At 73.2% G+C, this 26693-nt stretch carries 2 protein-coding genes; both read right to left on the bottom strand.

The genetic code is table 11. The features are described 5' to 3' along the window. Window positions 1-42: 42 nt before the first annotated feature. On the bottom strand, window positions 43-19035 hold the full coding sequence (locus QSK30_RS13240) for a non-ribosomal peptide synthase/polyketide synthase (protein WP_285502671.1): 18993 nt from the start codon (window positions 19033-19035) through the stop codon (window positions 43-45). Window positions 19036-19051: 16 nt separating this feature from the next. Beyond that, complete coding sequence (locus tag QSK30_RS13235) at window positions 19052-26641, bottom strand: non-ribosomal peptide synthetase (RefSeq protein WP_285502669.1); 7590 nt, start codon at window positions 26639-26641, stop codon at window positions 19052-19054. Window positions 26642-26693 lie beyond the last annotated feature (52 nt).

Here is a 26693-nt window from a genome sequence, read left to right as displayed (position 1 = left end):
CGCAGGAACCCGACCGCACCGTCGACACCCTCGTCTCCCTGGTCACCGGTTGCCACCGCAGTCCGCCGCGATGGCCCGCAGCGCGTCGGCGAAGTCCGCCGCGACCGCCTCGGCCGTGGCCGCCGAGAGGCGGTCGGCCTGGTAGTACCAGGCGAACGACAGCTTGCCGTCGCTCACCTCGCCCACGATGTCGAGCAGGTGCCCACCCCGGTCCGCCGGGTCGTGGTCCTGCCCGACCGCCGAGAGCGTCGGACCGAACAGGCTGTCCGACTCGTCCTGCGCCCGGGAGTCGAACTGGCCCAGGTAGTTGAAGGACACCTGCGGCTCGGCCGAGTGGTCCTCGAGTGAGCCGAGGTAGCGCAGCGCGCTGTAGCCGAAGCCGTTGCCGGGCAGCGCCCGCAGCTGCTTGCGCACGTCCCGCACCACCGTTCGCCAGTTGCCCTCCCCCACGGTGAGTGCCACCGGGAACATGGTGGTGAACCATCCAACCGTGCGGGAGAGGTCGACGCCGTCGATCACGTCCTCGCGGCCGTGGCCCTCCAGGTGCACCGCGACCCGCGACCGGCCGGTCCACCGGGCCAGCGACCAGGCCAGGGCGGCCAGCAGGACGTCGTTGATCCGGGTCCGGTAGGCGGTCGGGGCGCCGCGCAGCAGCGCGTCGGTGTCCGCCTCGTCCAGCTCGACCGACACCGCGCCGGAACCGACGGCGTCCACGTCCTCCACCGGCAGCTCGCCGTCGCCCGCGGCCGCGCGCCAGTGGTCCAGCTCGTGGTCGAGACCGCCCTCGGCGACGAACGCGCCGAGCCGCCGCGACCACTCCTGGAACGACGTGGTCTTCGCGCCCAGGTCGATGGCCTTGCCGTGCAGCACCTGGTGGTAGGCGGTGTCGAGGTCGTCGAGCAGGATCCGCCAGGACACGCCGTCGACCACCAGGTGGTGCGCGACCAGCAGCAGCCGCGACGGCGAACCGTCGGCGAACCGGTAGAGCACCGCCTTGAGCAGCGGCCCGGTCGCCAGGTCGAAGCCCGCGTGCGCCTCGTCCGCGATCCGCTCGATCTCCGATTCATCCACAGTGGATAGATCCGACACCGCGAGCACCTCGACAGCGGCCACGTCCGCGTTCTCCTGGGTCCACCCGGACTCACCGCGGGTGTAGCGCATCCGCAGCGCGTCGTGGTGCGCCAGCAGCCCGGCCAACGCGGTCCGCAGCGCGGACTCGTCCGGCTCGGCCAGCAGCTCGACGTGGTGCGCCTGGTTGAAGTGCGCGTGGCTGACCCGCTCGGCGCCGAGGAACCAGTGCTGGATCGGTGTCAGCGGCACCGGCCCGGTCACCACCGCCCGACCCGCCGAGATGTCCACGGTGGTCACCAGTGGGGCCAGCTCGCCGATGGTCTGGTGCAGGAACAGGTCCTTGGTCGCCACCTTCAGGCCGGCCTGCCGGGCCCGCGCGGCGACCTGGATGCTCAGGATCGAGTCACCGCCGAGAGCGAAGAAGTTGTCCGCCAACCCGATGCGCTCGACCCCGAGCACGTCCGCCCACACCTTCGCGAGCGCTTCCTCGACCGGTGTCGTCGGTGCCACGTAGGCCACCGTGCTCGCGGTCAGGTCGGGCGCGGGCAGCGCCCGGCGATCGACCTTCCCGTTGGGCGACATGGGAAGCAGGGGCAACAGCACGAACGCCGTCGGCACCAGGTGGTCCGGCTGCGTCTCGGTCAGGAACTCCCGCAGCGCCGCGCTGTCCGGCAGATCCGGACCGGCCACGTACCCGACGAGCCGCTTGTGCCCGGCCGGGTCGGTGTGCACGGCCGCGGCGGCGTCGCGCACGGCGGGGTGCGCCCGCAGCGCGGACTCGACCTCGCCGAGCTCGATCCGGAACCCGCGGACCTTGACCTGGTTGTCGGCGCGGCCGACGAAGACCAGCTCGCCGTCGGCGTTCCACCGCACCACGTCGCCGGTCCGGTACATCCGGCCACCGTCGAACGGGTTGGCGATGAACCGCTCGGCGGTCAGTCCCGGCCGGCGCAGGTAGCCCCGCGCCAGGCCGACACCGGCGACGTAGAGCTCACCGGGCACACCCACCGGCACCGGCTCCAGGCCACCGTCGAGCACGTAGGCCCGGGTGTTGTGGATCGGCCGCCCGATCGGCGGCACACCGCCGGGCAGCAGCGGGTCGCTCCAGGTGGCGACCACAGTGGACTCGGTCGGGCCGTACGCGTTGATCATCCGGCGACCCGGCGCCCAGCGCGCGACCAGCTCGGCCGAGCAGGCGTCGCCGCCGACGACCAGCGTCCGCAGGTCCGGCAGCTCGATGGCGGGCAGGGTGGCGAGCGCGACCGGCGGGATCAGCGTGTGCGAGATCCGTTGTGTGGCAAGCACATCACCGAGCTGCTCACCCAGCAGCGGACCCGGCGGCGGCACGACGATCGCCGCGCCCGCGCCCAAGGCCATGCACAGCTCCAGCACGGAGGCGTCGAAGCTGGGCGAGGAGAACGCCAGCACCCGATCGCCCACCCGCACGTCGAACCGCTCGACCTCGGCGGCCGCGAAGCTCGCCAGACCGGCGTGCGTCACGACGACGCCCTTGGGCCGACCGGTCGACCCGGACGTGTAGATCACGTACGCCGGGTTGTCGACCGACACCTCGACCGGGCCAAGCGCGTCGGACTCCGGCAGGGCGGGATCGTCGAGCACCAGGACCGGCTGGGCGTCCTCGATCATGTAGGCGATCCGGTCCGCCGGGTACGCCGGGTCGACCGGCAGGAACGCCGCGCCCGCCTTGACCGCCGCCAGCTCGGCGACGATCAGCTCGGCGGACCGGCCCAGCCGCACCGCGACCACGGTCTCCGGACCAGCGCCCCGAGCCCGGAGAGCCGCGGCCACCCGGTCCGTGCGGGCGTCCAGCTCGGCGTAGGAGAGGACGGCGTCGCCGGTGATGATCGCGGGCGCGTCCGGTGTCCGGCCGGCCTGCGCACGCAGCAGCGACGGCAAGGTCACCTGCGGGGTGGGCACCGCGGTGTCGTTCCAGGTCCGCACCACCTGCTCCCGCTCGGCGGCGGTCGTGACCGGCAGCTCACCCAGTCGCGCACCCGGCTCGAGCGCGGTCAGCAGGACGTCCAAACCGGACACGAGCCGCTCGGCGGTGGCCGGGTCGAACAGGTCGGTGTTGTAGTCCAGCGTGGCCGAGAGCCCGCCGTCCTCGGTCTCGTGGAACTCGAGGGTGATGTCGTAGGCGGCGGTGACCACCGGGAACGCCACGTCCTCGGTGTCCAGCCCGGCCAGCCCACCCGCGCGGCCGACCGCGTTCTGCAACGCGACCATGGCCTGGAACAGCGGCGTGCGGCTGGTGTCGCGCTCCGGGGCCACCGCGTCGACCACCCGCTCGAAGGGCACGTCCTGGTTGGCGAAGGCGTCCAGCACGGTCGAGCGCACGCGTCCCAGGAAGTCCGCGAACAGCTCCGACGGGTCCACTGTGGAGCGCAGGACCAGGGTGTTGACGAAGAACCCGACCAGGTCGTGCAGCTCGGGGTGGTCCCGGCCCGCCGCGACCGTGCCGACGGCGATGTCGTCCTGCCCGGAGAACCGGTGCAGCAGCGTCTGGCAGGCCGCCACCAGGACCACGAACAGCGTCGCGTCCTGCGCACGGGCGATCTCGCGGAGACGCTCGGCCACCTCTGCCGAGACGGTGAACGGCACGTGCGCACCAGAAGTGGTGTGCACGGCCGGACGCGGCCGGTCGGTCGGGAGTTCCAGCGCGGGCACCCCGGCCAGGGTGTCCCGCCAGTACTCGAGCTGGCTCGCCAGCACCTCGGTGCGACCGCGCTGCCAAGCGGCGAAGTCACGATAGGACACTGGGAGCACGGGCAGGTCCGGCGCGGAGCCGGTGACCTCGGCCCGGTACAGCTCGGCGAGGTCGGCCATCAGCACGCCCGCCGACCAGCCGTCGGTGACGATGTGGTGCATGGTCAGCGCCAGCACGTGGTCGTCCTCGGCGATCCGGTACGCGACCGGCCGCAGCAGTGGCCCGGTGGTGAGGTCGAACGGCTGCGCGGCGGCCGAGGCGAGCGCGTCGGCCAGGCCGTCCTCGGCGACCGGGACCACCGGCACGGTGACCTCGCCCGCCGGGTGGACGGTCTGCGTGCCGTGGCCGTCGACGCCGTGGAACGTGGTCCGCAGCGACTCGTGCCGGGCCACCAGCGCGGTCATCGCCACCGACAGCGAACCCAGGTCGAGCGGCCCGCGCAGGCGCAGCGCCAGCGGGGTCACGTACTCGGTGCTGCCCGGGTCGAACTCCTGCAGGAACCACAGGCGCTGCTGGGCGAAGGACAGCGGCGCGGCCGCGTCCTGGGCCAGCACCGGGATCGACTCGGCGAGCGCCGCCCCGCCCACCGCCAGCGCGAGGCCCGCCACGGTCGGGTTGTCGAACAGCAGGCGCGGTGAGACGTCTGTGCCCAGCGCGGTGCGTAGTCGGGCGACCACGCGGATGCTGAGGATCGAGTCGCCGCCGAGGGCGAAGAAGTTGTCCTCGGCACCGACACGCGGCAGTCCGAGCACGTCGGCCCACGCGTCGGCAACTACCCGCTCCGCGTCGGTGCGCGGGGCGACGTAGCCGGGCGCGTCTGTCCACTCAGGAGTGGGCAGCGCCCGGCGGTCCAGCTTGCCGTTGGCCGTCAGCGGAAGCGCGTCGAGCGCGACGAAGGCAGCCGGAACCATGTACTCCGGCAGCGCCTCGGCGACCGCTTCGCGCAGGCCGCCGGTCTCACCCACGACGTAGGCGACCAGCCGCTTGAGTCCGGGCTCGTCCTCGCGGACCACCACGGCGACGGCCCGCACACCGGGCCGGGCGCCGATGACCGACTCGATCTCGCCGAGCTCGATCCGGAACCCGCGCACCTTCACCTGGTCGTCGGCCCGCCCGACGAACACCAGCTCGCCGTCGGCGTTCCACCGCACGACGTCGCCGGTCCGGTACATCCGCCCGCCGTCGAACGGGTTGGCGATGAACCGCTGCGCGGTGAGTCCCGGCCTGCGCAGGTAACCCCGCGCCAGGCCGACACCGGCGATGTAGAGCTCACCGGGCACGCCCGGCGGCACCGGCTCCAGGTCGGCGTCGAGCACGTAGGTCCGGGTGTTGGGCAGCGGCGCGCCGATTGGCGGCGCAGCATCCATTGTGGATAGAGGCGTCGTCCACGTGGCGACGACGGTGCACTCGGTGGGGCCGTAGGCGTTGACCAACCGCACGTGCGGCGCCCACCGGCGGACCAGGTCGGCCGAGCAGGCGTCGCCGCCGACGACTAGCGTCCGCACGTGCGGCAGGTCGGTGGTCGGCACGGTCGCCAGCGCGACCGGCGGGATCAACGCGTGCGTGATCCGCAGGCCGGAAAGCGCCTCCGCCAGCGGCTCGCCGACGAGCGGGCCGGGCGGCGGGATGACCAGCGTCGCCCCCGCGGGCAGCGCCATGCACAGCTCCAGCACCGAGGCGTCGAAGCTGGGCGAGGAGAACGCCAGCACCCGGTCCCCTGGTCGCACGTCGAGGCGGTCGGCCTCGGCGGCGGCGAAGTTGGCCAGGCCGCGGTGGGTCACCACCACGCCCTTCGGCACGCCGGTCGACCCGGACGTGTAGATCACGTACGCGGGCGAGTCGACGGAGACACGCACCGTAGGCGGAGTCGCCGGGTAGGCCGAGGCGTCCAGCGGTGTGTCCACAGTGAACACCGGCGCGGCGTCGTCGAGCATGAACGCGATCCGCTCGGCCGGGTAGTTCGGGTCGACCGGCAGGTACGCGGCTCCGGACTTGAGCACCGCGAGCTGTGCGACGACCAAGTCCAGCGAGCGCGGCAGCCGCAACGCGACCACCCGCTCGGGCGCGGCCCCGCGCTCGATCAGCAGGTGCGCCAACCGGTTCGCCGCCGTGTTCAGCTCGGCGTAGGTCAGCACCGTGCCGTCCTGCTCCACCGCGGGCGCGTCCGGCGTCCGGGCGACCAGCTCGGTGAACACGGCCGGGGTGATGTCGGCGGCGGTGTCGTTCCAGCCGGTGGTGACCAGCGCGCGCTCGTCGTCGGTGAGCCACGGCAGCGCGGACAGCGGCTGCTCCGGGTCGGTGGTGAGCGCATCGACCAGCGCCCGCATCCGGGCGGCGAGAGTCTCGGCGGTGGCGCGGTCGAACAGCGCCGGGTCGTAGCCGAGCTCGACGCGCAGCTCGGCGCCGTCGACGTGCGCGGCCAGGCTCAGCGCCAGGGTGGTGGCCTCGGCCCCGTCCACCGACTCGACGTCCGGGGCGCCGTCGGTCTCGGCGCCGTCGGGGAAGTTCTCGAAGGCGACGACGCTGTCGAACAGCGTCGGCAGCCCGCTCCACGCCTGCGCCTGGGCCAGCGAGACGAAGTCGAACCGGCGCGAGTCCGCCTGTGCCGCTTGGAGTTCGCGCAGCCACGGCAACGCGGAACCGCCGTCGACACGCACCCGGGTCGGGATGGTGTTGATGAACATGCCCACCATGTCCTCGACCCCGGGCAGGTCAGCGGGCCGCCCGGAGACAGTGGTGCCGAACACGACCTCGCGCTCGCCGCTGTAGCGGGCGAGCAGCAGTGCCCACGCGCCTTGGATGACGGTGTTCAGCGTCAGGCCGTGCGCACCGACGTCGACCGCGGGCAGGCTGACCCGCACGTGCGCCGAGGACTCGGTCCGGTGCGAGTCGACCGGCTGGTGGTCGAAGGGCAGCGGCGTGCGGGCATCGAGTCCACTGAGGATGGATCGCCAGTGCCGCTCGGCCGCGGTGACGTCCTGGGCGGCCAGCCAGTCGAGGTAGTCGCGGAACGGCCTGCGGGCCGGGAGCGGCTGCCCGGCGTAGCGGGCGAGCACGTCGGCGAAGACCTGGGCGGTGCTCCAGCCGTCGAGCAGCAGGTGGTGGGAGATCCAGAGCAGGTCGACCGCGCCGTCGTCGGTGCGGCCGATGATCACCCGCAGCAGCGGGCCGTCGGCGAGGTCGAGCCCGGCGGTCTCGTCGGCCGTGGTGATCTGGCGGTACTCGACGACCGGCGGCAGATCGGTGTACACGACCTGCAACGGCTCGGGTACGCCCTGCCACACCACCCGGCTGCGCAGAACGGGCGTGCTGTCGACGACCTCCTGCCACGCCTGCCCCAGCCGCTCGGCGTCAGCGCCGCGCAGCGTCACCCGGGTCTGGTTGACGTAGGCCCCACCGTCGAGCAGGCCGTGGAAGAGCATGCCCGCCTGGAGCGGGGTCAGCGGGTAGAGATCGGCGATCTCGGCGCCCGCGCCGACCAGGGTGTCCACCTGGGACTGGTCCAGCCGGGCGAGTGGGAAGTCCGACGGCGTCCGACCGCTGTGCGACCCGCAGTGGGTGATGATCTCGCGGAGCGCGGCCAGCATCCGGTCGGCCAGTGCCCGCACGGTCGCCTCGGTGTGCACCCCGGGCGCGTACTCCCAGTCCAGGTGCAGCTCGCCACCGGTCACCGCCCCGGTGACGTCGAGCAGGTGGCTGCGCGGCATGACCGGTGCGACGCGCTCGGGCTCAGCCGCGCGGTCGCGCAGCAGGCCGCCCCCGGTCTCGTCGGTGTCCCAGCGCCCGAGGTAGTTGAAGCAGATCTCCGGCTCGCGGCCGGCGTCAAGGCCGGACTTGAGGTAGCGCAGCGCCTCGTAGCTCAACCCGCGGTGCGGGATGGCGCGCAGATTTTCCTTGACCCCCTTGAGGTCGGTGTCCCAGTCGCCCGCGATCGGCAGCGCCACCGGGAACTGACTGGTGAACCAGCCGACCGTGCCGGCGATGTCGACACCGTCGACAACCTCCTCACGCCCGTGGCCCTCCAGGGTCACCAGCGCGTTGTCCGCACCGGTCCACTCGGTGACCGCCCGGCCGAGCGCGGCGAGCAGCACGTCGTTGACCTGCGTCCGGTATGCCTCGGGCACCTGGTGCAGCAGTGCGTCGGTCTCCGCCGCACCCAGCACCACGCTGAAACCCGCGGCCTGGTCACGGTCGCCATCGCCGTCAACCGGCAGCGGCGGCACGTCCGGAATCGCCTGCCAGTGCGCGAGGTCTGCGTCGAACTCGCCGGACAGGGTGTGCTCGGTGAGCTTGTGCGCCCAATGCCCGAACGGGAGTGCCGGGGTAAGGAACTCGCCGTTGTAGGCGCGCTCCAGGTCGGCCAGCAGCACCCGCCAGGACACCGCGTCGACCACCAGGTGGTGGATCTCCAGGTGCAGCACGGTCCCGGTCAGCTCGGCCCGCACCATCGCGCCGTCGCTGATCGAGATCCGGTCGGTGGACACCGCGTCCACCGGCTCCTGGACCCAGCCGTGCGCGGTCTCGGTGAACCGGGTGCGCAGCGCGGCGTGGTGCTCGACCACGCGCGCCACGGCCTGGCGCAGCCGGTCGGCGTCGACGGCGGGGTCGACCTCGAAGCTCATCGACATGGTGAAGTGGTCGCGCTGCTCGGGCGTGTGCGTGGCGAAGAACCAGTGCTGGATCGGCGTCAGCGGCGCGGGCCCGGTGATCACCGGCTCGGCCACCGCGACCTGCGCCGGGCGCACCCCGACCGCCAGGTCGGCGATGGTCTGTCGGACGAAGATGTCCTTGGACGTCAGCGCCAGACCGGCCTGCCGGGCCCTGGAGACGACCTGCATGCTCAGGATGGAGTCGCCACCCAGGGCGAAGAAGTTGTCCTGCGCGCCAACGGTTTCCAGGCCGAGCACGTCGGCCCAGATCGCGGCCAGCTCGGTCTCGACGCCGGGGCGCGGCGGCACGTGCCCGGAGGTGGCCGGGGCGGCGGGCTCGGGCAGGGCCCGGGTGTCGAGCTTGCCGTTGGGCGTCATCGGCAGGCTGTCCAGGCGGACGAACGCCGAGGGCACCAGGTAGTCCGGCAGGCTCTTGCGCAGGTAGGCCGCGAAGTCCACTGTGGACTCCGTGACGAGGTAGCCGACGAGGCGAAGGTGGCCGCCGTGCGGGCGGGCCAGCACGGCGGCGTCGCGCACGGCCGGGTGGGTCAGCAGCGCCGCCCGGACCTCGCCGGGCTCGACCCGGTGGCCGCGGATCTTGACCTGCTCGTCGGTGCGGCCCAGGTACTCCAGCGTGCCGTCGACGAGCCTGCGCGCCCGGTCACCGGTGCGGTACATCCGCGTACCCGGCGCGCCGAACGGGTCGGCGACGAAGCGGTCGGCGGTCAGGCCCGAGCGACCCAGGTACCCCCGGGACACCTGGGGACCCGCGAGGTGCAGCTCGGCGGGGACACCGATGGGGGCGAGCCGGAAGTCCTCGTCCAGCACGTACGCGCGGGTGGTCGAGAGCGTGTGGCCGATCACCGGGTGGGTGCCCGCGATCGTCGACCACGTGGCGTCCACGGTGACCTCGGTGGGCCCGTAGACGTTGTACGCGGCCAGGTCCGCCTCGGCCAACTCCCGCCACAGCGCCGGGTCGATGGCCTCGCCACCGAGGGTGAGGGCGCGCAGCCCGGTGTCCAGCAGCCCGGCCTCGACCAGGCGGCGGGCGTGCGCGGGGGTGACGTCGAGGACGTCGAGGTGCGCCCGGGCGTAGTCGACCAGGGCGTGCGGGTCGAGCCGGGTGTCGTCGTCGATCACGTGCAGCTCGTGGCCCGCGGCCAGGAACAGCAGGCCCTCGACCGCGGTGTCGAAGGAGAACACCGAGGTCTGGCCGTAGCGCAGCGGTCCGCCCAGCGGGTCGATCAGCTCGGCCCGCTGGTGGGCGAACAGCGCGGCGAGGTTGCCGTGGTCGACCACCACGCCCTTGGGCGTCCCGGTGGAGCCCGAGGTGTAGATCACGTACGCCTGGTGCCGCGGGTGCGCCTCGACCTCGACGGGTCCGGAGGGCAGACCGGTGGTGTCGGGCAGGGCGTGCAGCACGACGGCGGGATGCGCGTCGGCGAGCAGGAAGTCGACGCGTTCGCGGGGCAGGGAGGTGTCGATCGGCAGGTACGCGGCCCCGGTCTTGAGCACCGCGAGGATCGCAACCACCAGGTCCGCCGAACGCGGCAAGGCCAGCGCGACCAGGTTCTCCGGCCGGGCCCCCTGCTCGGCCAGCACGTGCGCCAGCCGGTTGGCGGCGGTCTCGACCTCGGCGAAGGTGCGCCGGTCCGCGCCGTGGACCACGGCCGTGGCGTCCGGCGTCCGGGCCGCCTGGTCGGCGAACACGCGGTGCACCGGGGTCGGGTCGACCTCGCGGGTGCCCTGCCAGACCTCCAGCAGGTCGCGCCGCTCGTCCACATCGGACAGCTCGACCGCGCCCGCGACCACACCCGGGTCGGCGGCCACGGCGGTGAGCAGCGCGGCCAGGTGCCGGGTGAGGCGGGCGACGGTGTCGGCGTCGAACAGGTCGGGGTTGTACTCGACCGCGCCGCGCAGCGCGCCGCCCGACTCCTGGAACTCGATGGTCAGGTCGCAGGTCGAGGTGGTGACCGGCAGGTCGACCTCGGCCACGGTCAGCCCGGCCATCACCGGGACCTCGTCCGGGGTGTTCTGCAGCAGCACCATCACGTCGAACAGCGGGCTGCGACTGGTGTCGCGCTCGGGGGCGACCGCGTCGACCACCCGCTCGAACGGCACGTCCTGGTGGCCGAACGCCTCCAGCGCGGTCGTCCGGGCCGCGGTGAGCAGCTCGGCGAACGGCCGGTTCAGGTCCACAGTGGACCGCAGGACCAGGGTGTTGACGAAGAAGCCGACGACCCGCTCCAGCTCGGCCCGCTCGCGACCGGAGGCTACCGTGCCGAGCGCGATGTCGCGCTGACCGGAGTACCGGGCGAAGAGCACCTGGCAGGCGGCCAGCAGCGTCACGAACAGCGTGCTGTCCGACCGCCTGCCGACCTCGCGCAGCGCGGCGGCCACCTCGGCGGGCAGCTCGAACTCGTGCTTGGCGCCCGAGGTCGTGCGGACCGCCTGCCGGGGGCGGTCGGTGGGCAGCACCAGCGGCTCGATGCCCGCCAGCGCGCTCTTCCAGAACGCGGTGTCGGTGGGCTGCTCCCGCTGCCACACCGAGAAGTCGGTGTAGCGGACCGGGATCTCCGGCAGCCCGGCGTCCACACCGGACAGTTCAGCCCGGTACAGCGCGGCCAGGTCGTCGGTGAGCACCGCGGTGGACCAGCCGTCGGTCACGATGTGGTGCAGGGTCAGCACCAGCACGTGCTCGTCCGGGCCGGTCGCGACCAGCGTGGTGCGCAGCAGCGGGCCCTGGCGCAGGTCGAACGGCCGGGTGCTCTCGTCGGCGAGCACCGCGTCCAGGTCGTCGGAGCGCGACAGGAGCGCCGGGTAAGGCTGCCCGACGATCTGCACAGCCTCGCCGTCCACCTCGTCGAAGGTGGTGCGCAGCGACTCGTGCCGGGCGATCAGCGCGGTCAGCGCGCGGGTGAGGGCGTCGACGTCCAGCGGCCCGGTGAGCCGCAGCGCGGTCGGGCTGACGTACTCGGTGTCCTCGGGCTCGAACTGGTCGAGGAACCACAGCCGGCGCTGCGCGAACGACTGCGGCGCGCGGTCGCCCCGATCACTGCCGTCGCCTCGATCGAGGACCGGGATGGTGTCGGTGTCCCCGGTCGGGACGGCCCGGGCCAGCGCGGCGACGGTCGGGTGGTCGAACACCACCCGCGGCGAGATCTGGGTGCCGAACACCGCGCGCAGCCGGGACACGACCTGGATGCTGAGGATCGAGTCGCCGCCGAGGGCGAAGAAGTTGTCCTCCGCGCCCACCCGCGGCAGCCGCAGCACCTCGGCCCACGCCTGGGCGACCGCCCGCTCGGCCGCCGTGCGCGGCTCGACGTGCGTGGCGGTGGCGGCGAAGTCGGGGGCGGGCAGGGCGCGGCGGTCGAGCTTGCCGCTGGGGTTGAGCGGCAGCGCGTCCAGGGTGATCACCGCGGCCGGGACCAGGTAGTCCGGCAGCTCACGGGCCAGTTGCGCCCGCAAGTCCCCGGTTTCCGAGCCGTCAGTGGTGACCACGTACCCGACGAGCCGGGTACCGGTCGCGTCCTTGTGCGCGACCACGACCGCGTCCCGCACACCCGGCTGCTCGCGCAGCACCGCCGCGACCTCACCGGGCTCGATGCGGAAACCGCGGATCTTGACCTGGTCGTCCGCGCGACCGAGGTAGTCCAGCAGGCCGTCCTCAGTCCACCGCACCCGGTCACCGGTGCGGTACATCCGGGTGCCCGCCGGACCGAACGGGTCCGCCACGAACCGGCCCGCGGTCAGCCCCGGCCGGTCGAGGTACCCGCGCGCGACCTGCGCGCCGGACAGGTACAGCTCACCCGGCACACCGGGCGGGAGCACGTCGAGGTTCTCGTCCAGCACGTACGCCCGCAGGTTGCGCAGCGGCCGACCGATGAGCGGCCGCTCGCAGTCGCCGGTCCGCGAGCCCGTGGCGTCGACGGTGCACTCGGTCGGGCCGTAGTAGTTGACCGCGACCACGCCCTTGGCGGCGGCGTCGCGCCACAGCTTCTCCGAGAGCGCCTCGCCGCCGAGCATGAGCATCTTCAGGCCGGAGTCGAGCAGACCGGCCTCGACGAGGTGGTTGGCGTGCGTGGGGGTGAGGTCGACGACCTCCACCCGGTGCTCGGTCAGGTAGGCCACGAACGCGGCCGGGTCGAGCCGCAGGTCCTCGCCGATCACGTGCACCTCGTGGCCGTCGGCCAGGAAGAGCAGCCCCTCCAGCGAGGTGTCGAACGAGAACGTCGCGGTCAGCGCGAACCGCGTGCGCTCGGCGGAGGTGATGTCGACGCGGTGGTCCTGGTGCAGGTTGGCGAGGTTGCCGTGGTCGATCAGCACGCCCTTGGGCCTACCCGTCGACCCCGAGGTGTAGATGACGTACGCGGCCTGGCGCGGCTGGATCCCAAGCCCCGGGCTGGTGGCCGGGTACCCGGTGGTGTCGCCCACCGCGTCCAGCACCAGCACCGGCTTGGCGTCCTCGAGGAGGTAGGCGATGCGCTCGGCGGGCAGGGTCGGGTCGACCGGCAGGAACGCCGCGCCCGCCTTGCCCACGGCCAGGATCGCGATCACGGTGTCGGCCGAGCGCGGCATGGTCAGCGCCACGATCGACTCCGGGCCCGCGCCCTCGGCGATCAGCTTGTGCGCCAACCGGTTCACCGCGGCGTCGACCTCGGCGAAGGTCAGGCCGGTGTCACCGAAGACCAGCGCGGTGGCGTCCGGGGTCCGCGCCGCCTGCTGCTCGAACACGACCGGCAGCGGCTCGAACGGGAAGACGTGGTCGGTGTCGTTGAACTCGACCAGCACGCGCTCGCGGTCGGCCGCCGCGGTCCACGGCAGCTCGGCCAGGGCCCGGGTGGGCTCGTCGGCGATGGCGGTGACCAGCGCGTGCAGCCAACCCGCGACCCGGTCGGCGGTGGTGGCGTCGAGCAGCGCGGGGTCGTAGCCGAGGTCTAGGTGGATCCGGTCGTCGACGTGCGCGGACAGGGTGAGCGGCAGGTTCGTCGTGTCGATCGCGTGCACCTCGGCGACCCGCAGGCCGTCAGCGCGCGAGGCGTCCTCGAACGGGTAGTTCTCGAACACCACCACGCTGTCGAACAGCGCGGCGCCGGGCTCGAGATCGGCGTGCGCCTGGATCCGCGGCAGGGCGAGGAAGTCGTGGTTGCGCGACTCGCTCTGCCCGGCCTGGATCTCGCGCAGCCACTCCCCCGCGGGGCGGTCGCCGTCGACTCGCACTCGGGTGGGGACGGTGTTGATGAACATGCCGACCATCGACTCGACGCCGGGCAGCTCGGCCGGGCGACCGGAGACGGTGCTGCCGAACACCACGTCGTCGGTGCCCGCCCAGCGGGCCAGCAGCAGTGCCCAGGCGCCCTGGACCACGGTGTTCACCGTGAGCCCGGCGCGCTGGGCGGCGGCCCGGACCCGGTCGGACCCGGCCCGGTCGAGGTCGGCGCGCACGGACGCGCTGGACTCGGTGTGGTGCGCTTGGGCGGGCGAGCGGTCCCACGGGACCGACACCGGCTCGGCGAAACCGCCCAGGACCGAGGCCCAGTGCGCGTCGGCGGCGGCGTTGTCCTGAGTGGACAGCCAGCGCAGGTAGTCGCGGAACGGCCTGCGGGCGGGCGCGGACGGCACCCGGCCCGCGGTGAGGTCCGCATAGCGGGCGCACACCTCGGCGAACACCTGGCCGGTGCTCCAGCCGTCGAGCAGCACGTGGTGCGACGACCAGACCAGCACGACCCGGTCCTCGGTCAGCCGGACCACCCAGATCCGCAGCAGCGGCGCGGTGGCCAGCGCGAACGGCGTGGCCCGGTCCTCGGCGAGCAGGTTCAGCAGCGCCCGATCCTGGTCGGCCGCCCGCATGCCGCGCAGGTCGCGCACGGTAGCGGCCAACGGCACCTGGCGGCGGACCACCTGGACCGGCTCGGCCACGCCCTCCCACACCACGGCGGTGCGCAGGACCGGCGTGCGGTCGACCACGCCCTGGAAGGCGGCGACGAGCTGGTCGGGCTGGGTGACGCCGTCGAGCACCAGGCGGACCTGGTCCACGTAGGCGCCGCTGTCCGGGTCGACCAGGCTGTGGAACACCATGCCCGACTGCAGCGGGGTCAGCGGGTAGATGTCCTCGACGTCGGAGCCGTCGCCCGCGATCGTGTCCACTTCGGACTGCGTGAGCCGGGCGAGCGGGAAGTCCGAGGGCGTCCGGCCGCCCGCGCCCGCCGCGGTGCAGTGCCGGGCGATCTCGGCGAGCGCGGCAGCCATCGCCTCGGCCAGCCTGCGCACGGTGGCCTCGTGGTGCAGCGCCTCGGAGTACTCCCAGGTCAGCACGAGTTCGTCCGCCTCGACCAGGCCGATCACGTCGAGCACGAAGTCGCGGTCCGCGGCCGGGTCCAGCTCGGCACCGGCGTCGTGCCGGGCGCCGAGCAGGCCGTCGGCGCTCTCGGTGTCGAACCGGCCGTGGTAGTTGAAGCTGATCTGCGGCAGCGGTTTCCCGGCCAGCGGGCTGTCCGGGGTGAGGTAGCGCAGCGCCTCGTAGCTCAGGCCGTTGCGCGGGACCGCGCGGAGCTGCTCCTTGACCGACTTGAGCACCTCGTCCCAGTTGCCCTGCGGAACGCGCAGCGCGACCGGGAACTGGGTGGTGAACCAGCCGACGGTGCGGGTGAGGTCGGCGCCGTCGAGGATCTCCTCGCGGCCGTGGCCCTCCAGGGTGACCATCGCGGTGTCCCTGCCGGTCCACCGGGTCAGCACCTGGCCCAGGGCGCTGAGCAGGACGTCGTTGACCTGCGTGCGGTACCGCTCGGGCACCGCGTGCAGCAGCGCGCCGGTCGTGGCGGGATCGATCCGCACGGTGACCGAACGCGTGCTGCGGGCGCTGTTGGCGCCCTCGCGGTCCGCGGGCAGCGGCTCCGGATCCGGAACCGCGGCCCAGTGTTCGGCGTCCGCGTCGAGGCCACCGGACCGCGCGAGATCGCGCAGCCGGTGGGCCCACTCGGCGAACGACGTGCCGACCGGGGCGAGGTCGGCGGGCCGCCCGGCGCGGATGTTCGCGTAGGCGGCGACCAGGTCGCCCAGGACGACGCGCCAGGAGACGCCGTCCATGACGAGGTGGTGGATGGTCAGGAAGAGCTGCCCGCTCTCGGTGATAGCGGCACGCAGAACCGGCCCGCCCACGGCGATCTCCGCGCGCACCGCGTCCATATCGGACACGCGGTCAAGCGTGACCACCGTCTCGACGGGCTCCTGGCGCCACTCGCCATCGTGCTGGCTGAAGCGGCTGCGCAGGGCGGCGTGGTGGTCGACGACCGCCTGCAACGCCGACTGCAGGACGGCGTGGTCGGCGTCGGGGGCGAGGTCCACCAGCACCGACATGGTGAAGTGGTCGCGGTCGCCGTGGGTGTCGAAGAACCAGCGCTGGATCGGGGTCAGCGGCGCGGGCCCCTCGGGCACGGCGGCCACCACCGGCGCGGTGGCCGAGGTGACCACCAGGGCCAGCTCGGCGATGCTCTGGTTGACGAAGATGTCCCGCGAGGTCAGCTTGAGCCCGGCCTGGCGGGCGCGCGAGACGATCTGGATGCTCAGGATCGAGTCGCCGCCGAGGGCGAAGAAGTTGTCCGTGGCGCCGACCCGCTCGGCGCCCAGCGCCTCGGCCCACAGGGCCGCGAGCAGCGTCTCGGTCTCGCCGCGCGGGGCCACGTAGTCGGCCTCGGCCTCGGCGCGGACCTCGGGCGCGGGCAGGGCGGCGCGGTCGAGCTTGCCGTTGCGGGTCATCGGGAGCCGGTCGAGCGCGACGAACGCGGCCGGGACCATGTAGTCCGGCAGGGTCGACTTCAGCGCGGCGCGCAGGGCGGCCGGGTCGAGCTCGTCGGCCACCACGTAGGCCACCAGCCTGCGGTGCCCGCCGTCCTCGCGGGCGACCACGGCGGCCTCGCGGACGCCGGGCCGGACCAGCAGCGCGGCCTCGATCTCCCCGGGCTCGATCCGGAAGCCGCGGATCTTGACCTGGTCGTCGGTGCGGCCGAGGTACTCGACGGTGCCCTCGGCGGTCCACCGGGCGAGGTCGCCGGTGCGGTACATCCGGCTCCCGGCCGGGCCGAACGGGTCGGCCACGAACCGGTCGGCGGTCAGGCCGGCCCGGTTGAGGTAACCGCGAGCGAGCTGGGCGCCCGCGATGTGCAGCTCACCGGGGACGCCGACGGGCAGCGGGCGCAGGTCGGCGTCGAGGATGTAGGCGCTCAGGTTGCGCAGCGGGCGGCCGATCGTGGGCCGGTCCCCCTTGACCACAGTGGACAGTGCGTCGACGGTGGTCTCGGTGGGGCCGTAGAAGTTGTGGACGGCGGTCCCGGGCAGGGAGCCCAGCTCGCGCCAGAGGTCGTCGCCGAGGGCCTCGCCGCCGAGCATCAGCACGGCGGGCTGGTGCGCGGGGTCGGCGAGCAGCCCCGCGGGCAGCAGCTTGCGCAGGTAGGACGGGGTCAGGTCGAGGAAGTCGATCCGCTCGCGCACGACGTAGGCGACCAGCGCGTCCGGGTCGAGCCGGACGTCGTCGCCGAGCAGGTGCAGCTCGTGGCCACCGGCCATCAGGACCGGGCCCTCGAGCGAGGTGTCGAAGGAGAACACCGCCGAGAGGGCGACCCGCATCCGGTCGCCGCCCGCGAAGTCGGCGCGGTGGCTGTGCAGCAGGTTGACCAGCGCCCGGTGCTCCACGGCGACGCCCTTGGGCCTGCCGGTGGAACCGGAGGTGTAGATGACGTACGCGGTGTTGTCCGGGCGGAGGCAGGTGTCCGGGTCGCCCTCGGGGAAGCCGTCAGTCGCCAGTGGACTGTCGATGACCATTAACGCGCCGGAGTCCGCGACGAGGTGCGCCTGTCGTTCCACGGGCAGCGACGGGTCGACCGGCAGGTAGACCGCGCCCGTCTTGAACACGGCGAGCTGGGTCACGACCGCCTCGAGCGAGCGCGGCAGCGAGACCGCCACGACGTGCTCGGGCCGCGCACCGTCGGCGATCAGCTTGTGCGCCAATCGGTTCGCCCGCGTGTTCAGTTCTGCGTAGGTCAGTGACTCGGCGCCGTAGACCAGCGCGGTCGCGTCCGGGGTCGCCCGGGCCTGCGCCTCGAACACCGCCGGGAAGGTCGACACCGGGGCGTCGAGGGCGGTGTCGTTCCAGTCCTCGGTGACCGCGCGCAGCTCGGGCCCGGTGAGCCAGGGCAGCTCGGCCATCGGCCGGTCCGGCGCGGCGGCGACCGACTCCAGCAGCACCAGCAGGTGCCCGGCCATCCGCTCCGCGGTGGACGCGTCGAACAGGTCGGTGCTGTACTCCAGCACGCAGTCGAGCAGACCCGCGCGCTCGGTGAACTCGACGCTCAGGTCGAAGTTGGCCGCCCAGCGGCGCAGGTCGACCTCCGCGACGGCCAGGCCGGGGAACTCCGGCAGCCCCCGCGAGGCGTTCTGCAGCAGGACGAGCACGTCGAACAGCGGGTTGCGGCTCGGGTCGCGCGGCGCGCCGACGGCCTCGACCAACCGGTCGAACGGCACCTCGTCGTGGCTGAACGCGTCCAGGGCGGTGCCGTTGACCGTGCGCAGGAAGTCCGCGAACGTGGCTGTGCTGTCCACTGTGGAACGCAGGACGACAGTGTTGACGAAGAAGCCGACGACCCGGTTCAGCTCGGGGCGACCCCGGCCCGCGGTGACCGTGCCCAGGGCGACGTCGTCCTGGCCGCTGTAGCGGGAGACCAGCAGCTGGCAGGCGGCGAGCACCGTGGTGAACAGCGTGGTGTCGTTGGCCCGCGCCAGGTTCGTCAGCCGGGCGGTGAGCGGCGCGGGCACCGTGAGGTGGTGCGCGGCACCCGCCGGGGTCCGCACCGGCGGGCGCGCGCGATCGGTGGGCAGGTCGAGCTGGCTCACCCCGCACAGGGCGTCCCGCCAGTAGGCCAGGTGCCGCTCCATCTGCGGTCCGGTGAGCCGCTCCTGCTGCCACACGGCGAAGTCGGCGTAGTGCAGCGCGGGCGCGGGCAGTTCCTTGGCGGCGTAGAGGTCGGCCAGCTCCTCGGTCAGCACACCGAGCGACCAGCCGTCGACGGCGATGTGGTGCGAGGTCAGCAGCAGCACGTGCTCGCGCTCGCCGAGCCGCAGCAGCAGGGCGCGCAGCAGCGGGCCGGTGCGCAGGTCGAACGGGCAGGAGAACTCCGCCTGGAGCACGTCGTCGAGCACGTCGGGAACGCAGTCGACGAGCGGCACGTCAAGGTCGAGCGACGCGTGCACGAGCTGCACCGGCCGCCCGTCGACCTCGGCGAAGGTCGTGCGCAGCGACTCGTGCCTGCGCACCAGTTCGCGCACACCGGCCACCAGGGCGGGCGCGTCGAGCTCGCCGGTGAACCGCAGCGCGGTGCCGGAGTTGTAGTCGTTGCCGCCCGGGTTGAACTCGCTGAGGAACCAGAGCCGTTGCTGCGCCGAGGAGAGCGGCAGCGCGCCGGTGCGCGGCGCGGTCGGGATGGTCTCCGCGGCGACCGGGGCGGCCTTGCCCGCCAGCCGGGCCTCCAGCTTGGCGCGCAGGTGGGCGGGCAGGGCGTCGAACCGGCTCTGGTTCGGGGGCTTCGAGGTGGTCACGGTGTTCCTCCGGGGCTCAGTGGGACTCGCCCGCGAGGGCTTCGAGTTCGCGCAGGATGTGGTCCTCGACCACGCCTGCCAGGGCGCGCACGGTGCGGGCGGTCAGCACGTCGCGCGGGGTGAGCTCCACCGCGAACGCGGCGTTGGCGCGGGCGGTGACGTGCAGGCTCAGGATCGAGTCGCCGCCGAGGTCGAAGAAGCTGTCCTCGACGCCGACCCGCGCCACGCCCAGCACCTCCGCCCAGATGTCGGCGATGGCCTGCTCGGTGCCGGTCTCGGGTTCGGCGGGCGCGCTGGTGGGCCCGAAGTCCGGGTCCGGCAGCGCACGTCGGTCGAGCTTGCCCGACGGCGTCAGCGGCAACACTTCAAGCGCGACCACGGCGGCGGGAACCATGTGCTCAGGCAGGGACTTGCCGAGCACCTCCCTGATCGCCGGACCATCCACTGTGGAAGGTGTGGCGTAGGCGATCAGCCTGCCGTCCCGGGCGATGACGGCGGCCGCGGCCACCTCGGGCAGGGCCACCAGCGCGGCCTCCACCTCACCCGGCTCGATCCGCACGCCGCGGACCTTGACCTGCTGGTCGGTGCGGCCCAGGTACTCGACCGCGCCCGACCGGTTCCAACGCACCAGGTCGCCGGTGCGGTACATCCGGCTCCCGTCAGGCCCGAACGGGTCGGCGACGAACCGGTCCGCGGTGAGCCCCGGGCGGTTCAGGTAGCCGCGGGCGAGCTGCACCCCGGACAGGTACAGCTCACCCGGGGCGCCGACCGGCACAGGGTTCAGGTCGGCGTCCAGGACGTGCAGGCGCGTGTTCCACACCGGCCGTCCGATCGGCACTACCGCCGCACCGGGCGCGCACGCCCAGTGGGTCACGTCGACAGCGGCTTCAGTTGGGCCGTAGAGGTTGTGCAGCTCGGCGCCGAGCAGGGAGTGGAACTCGTCGGCGAGGTCGGCGGGCAGCGCCTCACCGCTGCACAGCACCCGCCGCAGCCCCGCGCAGGCCGCCGGGTCGGCGTGCCGCAGGAAGGCCCGCAGCATCGAGGGGACGAAGTGGACAGTGGTCACCCGCTCGGCGCGGATCACCTCGGACAGGTACGCCGGGTCTCGGTGCCCGCCCGCCTTGGCCACCACCAGCGCGGCACCGGTGACCAGCGGCCAGAAGAATTCCCAGACCGACACGTCGAAGCTCGCCGGGGTCTTCTGCAGCACCCGGTCGTCCGCACCGAGCCGGAACCGGTCCTGCGTCCACAGCAGACGGTTTACGATCGCCGAGTGCGGCACCACGACGCCCTTGGGGCGCCCGGTGGAGCCGGACGTGTAGATCACGTACGCGCCGTTGGCCGGGTCGAGGACGACCTCGGGCGCGGTGTCCGGCTGCCCGGCGGTCTCGGGGAGGTGGTCGAGCGTGAGCAGCGCGTCGGCGTCCGCGCGCATGAACTCGGCGCGGTCGGCGGGCAGGTCGGGATCGACCGGCAGGTACGCGGCCCCCGACTTGAGCACCGCCACCAGGGCCAGCACCAGGTCGGCCGAGCGGGGCAGCGCGATCCCGATGATCTTCTCCGGCCCGGCCCCCGCGGCGATCAGCCAGTGTGCGAGCCGGTTCGTCTCGGCGTCGAACTCGGTGTAGGTCCACGACCGGCCCTCGAACACCAGCGCGGTCGCGTCCGGGGTCCGCCGGGCCTGCTCGGCCAGCAATGCCACCAGGGTGGTGTGCGGGACGTCAGCAGCGGTGTCGTTCCACTCGGTCAGCACGCGCTCACGGTCGGCGCCCGCGAGAGCCGGGATGGCCGAGACCGGGCGGTCCGGGTCGGCGACCAGTTCGGCCAGCAGGTGCCGCAGGTGCGCGGCCACGGCGTCGACGGTCTCGGCGTCGAACAGGTCGGGCTCGTAGCCGAACAGCAGGGTCAGCCGCTCGCGCGGGTAGACCGTGACGCTCAACGGGAACGTCGTGCTCTCGACCGCGGTCAGCTCGCGCAACACCGGACCATCGGCGGGGTAGTTCTCGAAGATGACCGCGCTGTCGAACAGGTCCACCCCACCGGGCACCGAGCTCCAGCCCTGCAACCGGGTCAACGGGGTGTGCTCGTAGGCACGGGACTCCACCTGCGACCGCTGCAACCCGCCCAACCACTGGGCGACTGCGGCCGAACCGTCCACAGTGGCGACGACCGGCAAGGTGTTGACGAACATCCCAGTGATCGCGTCCACCTGCGGGAGGTCCGCGGGCCGACCGGACACCGTGGCGCCGAAGCACACGTCCCGCTGGCCGCTGTAGTGCGCCAGCAGCAGCGCCCAAGCCCCCTGCACGACGGTGCCCGGCGTCAGCCGGTGCGCCTTCGCGAACGCTGTCAGCTCCGCAGTTTCCTTCTCCGACAGAGAGATCTCGGTGCGGGCGGACGTCGTGGCCTGGGCCACGGACGCGCGCGGCCGGTCGAACGGCAGTGCCGTGGGGGCCTCGACGACACCGAGCACATCACGCCAGTACTGCTCGGCGACGGCGTCGTCCTGGCTGGCCAGCCAGCGGTGGTACTCGGCGAAGTCCGGTCGGTCCGGCAGCGGCCGGCCCGCGTACGCCTCGGCGACATCGGAGAGCACGCCGAAGATGCTCCAGCCGTCGAGCAGCACGTGGTGGAAGGTCCACAGCACCTGCACCTCGGTCGCCGACAACCGGGCGAGCGCCAGCCGCATCAGGGGCGGCGACGCGAGGTCGAAGCCGGTCGCGTGGTCGCGCTCCAGCAGGGCGTCGAGGTTCGCGGCCCGGTCCTGGCCGGACCAGTCGAGAACAGTGATCGGCAGGTCGACCCGCTCGTGCACCAGCGACACCGGGGCGGGCACGTCTTGCCAGACCACCGAAGACCGCAGGATCGCGCTGCGGTCGACCACCTGTCGCCAGGCAGCGGCGAACGCGTCGAGGTCGGTGATGCCGTCCAGGACGAAGGCGGTCTGCTGGAAGTAGGCGCCCTGGCCGGGCTGGGAGAGGCCGTGGAACACCATGCCCGCCTGCATCGGCGTGAGCGGCAGGATGTCGACCACGTTCGGGTCGGCCAGTCGATCCACTGTGGACTGATCGAGGTCCACCAGCGGGAAGTCCGACGGCGTGCGGCCGTGGGCTCCGCCCGCGCAGTGGGCCAGGATCGCCAGCAGGGCGGCCCGGACCGACTCGGCCAGCGCGGTGACGGTGGCCTCGTCGTGCAGGTTCTCGCTGTAGTACACGGTCAACGCGAGCTTGTCCCGCTCCACCAACCCCACGACGTCCAGCACGTGCGCGCGCGGCGCGTCGGGGTGGGCGTCGAGGTCGAGAGCACCCGTGGTGTCGTCGAACCGGCCGAGGTAGTTGAACGACACCTCGGCGGAGCTGTCGAGGTCGATCCCGGCCAGGTACCGCAGCGCGCCGTATCCGATGCCGCGCCGAGGAAGCGTGCGCAGGTTCTCCTTGGCGGTCTTGAGCGCGATGCCCCAGTCCGAAGTAGACTCCAGCACGACGGGGAACATCGTGGTGAACCAGCCGACCGTGCGGGAGACGTCGACACCGTCGAACAGGTCCTCCCGGCCGTGGCCCTCCAGGTGCACCACGGTCTGCTGACGCCCGGTCCACGCGCCCAGCGCGGAACCGAACGCGGCGAGCAGCACGTCGTTGACCTGAGTGCGGTAGGCGCGAGGGACCTCGCGGAGCAGCGCGGCGGTCTCGTCCTCGGTCAGCTCGACGGTGACGGTCCGCTCGGACGCGGTCGTGTTGGGCCCGCGCCGGTCGCGCGGCACACTCCCCTCGACCGGCTTGACCGAGGTCCAGTGCACGAGTTCATCGGCGAACCCACCGTCGACCGCGTGCGCGGCGAGCCGGGTCGCCCACTCGCGGAACGACGTCGTACGGCGTGAAAGCCGCACCGACTCGCCCGCGAGGGTCTGCCGATAAGCAGTGCGGAGGTCCTCGCCGAGCACCCGCCACGACACCCCGTCGACCACGAGGTGGTGGGCCCGCAGCCGGACCGCGGAGGGTCCGTGCGGCTCGGCGGTGAAGATCGGGCCGTGTTCACCAACGCTGCCGGCGACGCCCACGGGAGCGTTCTCCTGGTGCCAGTCGGCGGCCTTGCTGAAGCGCATGCGGAGTGCGTCGTGGTGCTCGAGGAGCCCCTCGACGGCAACGGCCAGCGCGGTCTCCTGAACAGGCGCACCCAGGTCGACGACAGCCGACTGGTCGAACCGGTGCGGGTGCGCGGCGTGGGTGTCGAAGAACCAGCGCTGGATCGGGGTCAGCGGCACGGAGCCCTCGACCGGGCCCTCCTCGACCGCGTCGACCTCGGCGGTCCGCACGTGCGGGGCCAGCGCGGCGACCGTCTGGTGCACGAACACGTCCCGCGCGGTCAGCACCAGCCCGGCGGTCCGAGCGGCCGTGACGACCTGGATGCTCAGGATCGAGTCGCCGCCGAGGGCGAAGAAGTTGTCCCTCACACCCACCCTGGCCGCGCCGAGCACCTGGGCGAACACAGCCGCCAAGGCCGCCTCGACCGGGGTGCGCGGGGCCAGGTAGCTTGGCTCCGCAAGCGCTTTCGGCTGCTGGACGGGCGCCTCGCCGCCGAGGTCCGCGAGCGTCCCCAGTGGACGGTCGGGCTGCTCGGCGACGGTGGTCAGCAGGGTGTCCAGCTCGGCGGCCAGGCCCGCGATCCGATCGGCGTCGAACAGCGCGGTGTCGTACTCCAGCACCATCGCCAGCCCCGTCGCCACCCCGGCACCGGTCTGGGACCCACCGGTCGGCCAGAACTCCACCGCGAGGTCGAACCGGGCGGCGGGCCGGGGCAGCGGCTGCTCGGCCCAGTCCAGCCCACCGGCCGCCGGAACGCGCACGAGCGGCTGCTGCAGCGCGACAACGGCTTGCACCAGCGGCGTGCGGCTCGGGTCGCGCAGGGTGCCCAACTCGTCGGCGACCCGGTCGAACGGCACGTCGTCGTGGTCGAACGCGTCGAGCACGGTTTCCCGGACCGCGCCCAAGAAGTCGCTGAAGGGCAGCGCCGGGTCGACTGCCGAGCGCAGCACCAGCGTGTTCACGAAGAACCCGGCGACGGTGTCGAGCTCCGCCCGCGGCCTGCCCGCCCGCACCGCGCCGAGCGCGATGTCGCGGGTCCGGCCGTGCGCGGCCAGCAGCACCTTGACCGCGGCGGTGAGCGTCATGAACAGCGTCGCCCCGTGCGCGGCGCCCAGCGTGGTCAGCCTGCCGACCAGCTCAGCGGGCAACTCCTGCCGGTGCAGACCGCCCGAGCCGACTCGCACCGGCGGCCGGGGCCGGTCGGTGGGCAGCTCCAGCGGCAGCAGACCGTCCAAACGGGACTTCCACGGCGCGGTGCTCGGCACCGGCTGCTCGACCTGCCACGCGGCGTAGTCCGGGTACTGCACGGGCTGCGGGGCCAGCTCGGCCACCGGTCCCCCGGTCTCCTCGGCGTAGAGCGCGGTCAGGTCGGCCACCAGTACCGCGGCGGACCAGCCGTCGGTGACGATGTGGTGCTGGGCCACGACCAGCACGTGCTCGTCGGGGCCGGTCGCCAGCAGGGTCACCCGGGTCAGCGGTCCGGCGGCGAGGTCGTAGGGCGCCACGACCAGCGCGGTCAGCTCGGCGTCGAGATCGTCCACGGCGAGGTCGTCGGTGGCGAGGTCGTCGGTGGCACGGTCGTGCAGCGGTAAACCAGTGTCGGACAGGGCTTGGAACTCCCCGTCGATCGTCGTGCGCAGGGCGTCGTGGCGCGCGGCGAGCCGGTCGAGCGCGCGCTGGAGCGCGGCCCGGTCGAGCGCGCCGGTGAGCCGCACCGCGAAGCCGGTGTTGTTGACCGGGCCGCCAGCGGTCTGCTCCTCGAGCCACAGCCGCCGCTGGGCAGGCGCGAGCGGCAGCGGACGGTTCCGGGGGACCACCGGGATGTCGACGTCGGCGACCGCGTTCTCCGGCAACAGCTTGGCGAGCTCGGCGATGGTGCGGGCGTCGAACACCGCGCGGCCGGAGAGCCGGGTGCCGAACGCCGCGGCGATCCGGGCCTGCGCCCGCACCGCCAGGATGGAGTCGCCGCCGAGGGTGAAGAAGTCGTCCTCGACGCCGACCGCGTCGAGCCCGAGCACCTGGGCCCAGATCTCGGCGACGGCGCGCTCGCGGTCGTCGCGCGGCCCCACGTGGTCGACCTCGGCGACCCCGAAGGTAGGCGCGGGCAACGCGGTTCGGTCCAGCTTCCCGTTGGGGCTCAACGGGAACGCTTCCAGCACCACGATGGCGGCGGGAACCATGTGCGCGGGCAGCCGATCGGCCAGCGCCGCGCGCAGCTCGTGCGGCACCGGCCTGCGCTCGCCCGGCACGACGTAGGCGACCAGGCGCTTGAGCCCGGCGTCGGTGCGCGGGACCACCACGGCCTGGCCGACCGACGGGTGCTCGGCCAGCACGGCCTCGATCTCGCCGGGCTCGATCCGGAAGCCGCGGATCTTGACCTGGTGGTCGGCGCGGCCGACGAACTCCAGGTCGCCGTCGGGCCGGGCCCGCACGACGTCGCCGGTCCGGTACATCCGCGCGCCGTCCGGGGCGGCCAAGAACCGTTGGGCGGTAAGGCCGGGCCGGTCGAGGTAGCCCCGGGCGACACCGATCCCGGTGACGTAGAGCTCCCCCGGCGCGCCGTCGGGCACCGGGCGCAGGTCGTCGTCGAGCACCAGCACGGTGGACCCGTCGATGGCCCGGCCGATCGGCGGGGCGGTGTCGGTCGGGGCCAGCGGGTCGCTCCAGGTGGCGACCACGGTGGACTCGGTGGGGCCGTAGGCGTTGATCATCCGGCGGCCGGGCGCCCAGCGGCGGACCAGGTCCGCCGGGCAGGCGTCGCCGCCGACGACCAGCGTCCGGAAGTCGGGCAGGTCGCAGTCGGGCACGGTGGCCAGGGCCACCGGCGGGATGAGCGCGTGCGTCACGCGGTTGGCGCGCAGCACCTCGTGCAGTTGTTCTCCCAACAGGGGCCCGGGCGGCGGCACCACCAGCGCGGCACCGCCCGCGAACGCCATGCACAGCTCCAGCACCGAGGCGTCGAAGCTGGGCGAGGAGAACTGGAGCACCCGGTCGCCCGGGCGGACGTCGAACCGCTCGACCTCGGCCAGCGCGAACGTGGCCAACCCGCGGTGCGCGACGACCACGCCCTTGGGCCTGCCGGTCGAGCCGGAGGTGTAGATCACATACGCGGCCTGCTCGGGATGCGGGCGGGGTAGGGGTTCTCGGGGTACCCCATTGCCATCACCAACTGCACTGTCCACTTCAGACTGATCGGTCAGCACCAGCAGCGGGCGCGCGTCGTCGAGCATCGCGCTGATCCGCCCGGCCGGGTAGCCCGGGTCCACCGGCAGGTACGCCGCCCCCGCCTTGAGCACCGCCAACTGCGCCACAACGATCTGCGCCGAACGGGGCAAAGCCAGTGCCACCAGGGTTTCCGGGCCCGCGCCGCGCCCGGCCAGCCGGTGCGCGAGCCGGTCCGACCAGGCGTCGAGCTCGGCGTAGTCGACCACCCGGTCACCGTCGAGCAGCGCGGGGGCGTCGGGATCGCGGTGCACCTGGGCGGCGAAGAGGTCCAGCAGGGTGGTGCGGCGGGGGGCGGACATGGCGTGGCCGAACCTTTCGCGGGCATGGTCGGGAAACGCGTGGCGGGACACG

Origin of the sequence: Actinokineospora sp. NBRC 105648 (assembly GCF_030269645.1) — a bacterium.
Lineage (GTDB): Bacteria > Actinomycetota > Actinomycetes > Mycobacteriales > Pseudonocardiaceae > Actinokineospora.
This window is presented reverse-complemented; position numbering and strand designations above follow the sequence as displayed.

Bases quoted from the DNA above. Each gene is read 5' to 3' on its own strand.
- QSK30_RS13235 (WP_285502669.1), bottom strand. From the start codon at position 26,641: ATGTCCGCCCCCCGCCGCACCACCCTGCTGGACCTCTTCGCCGCCCAG.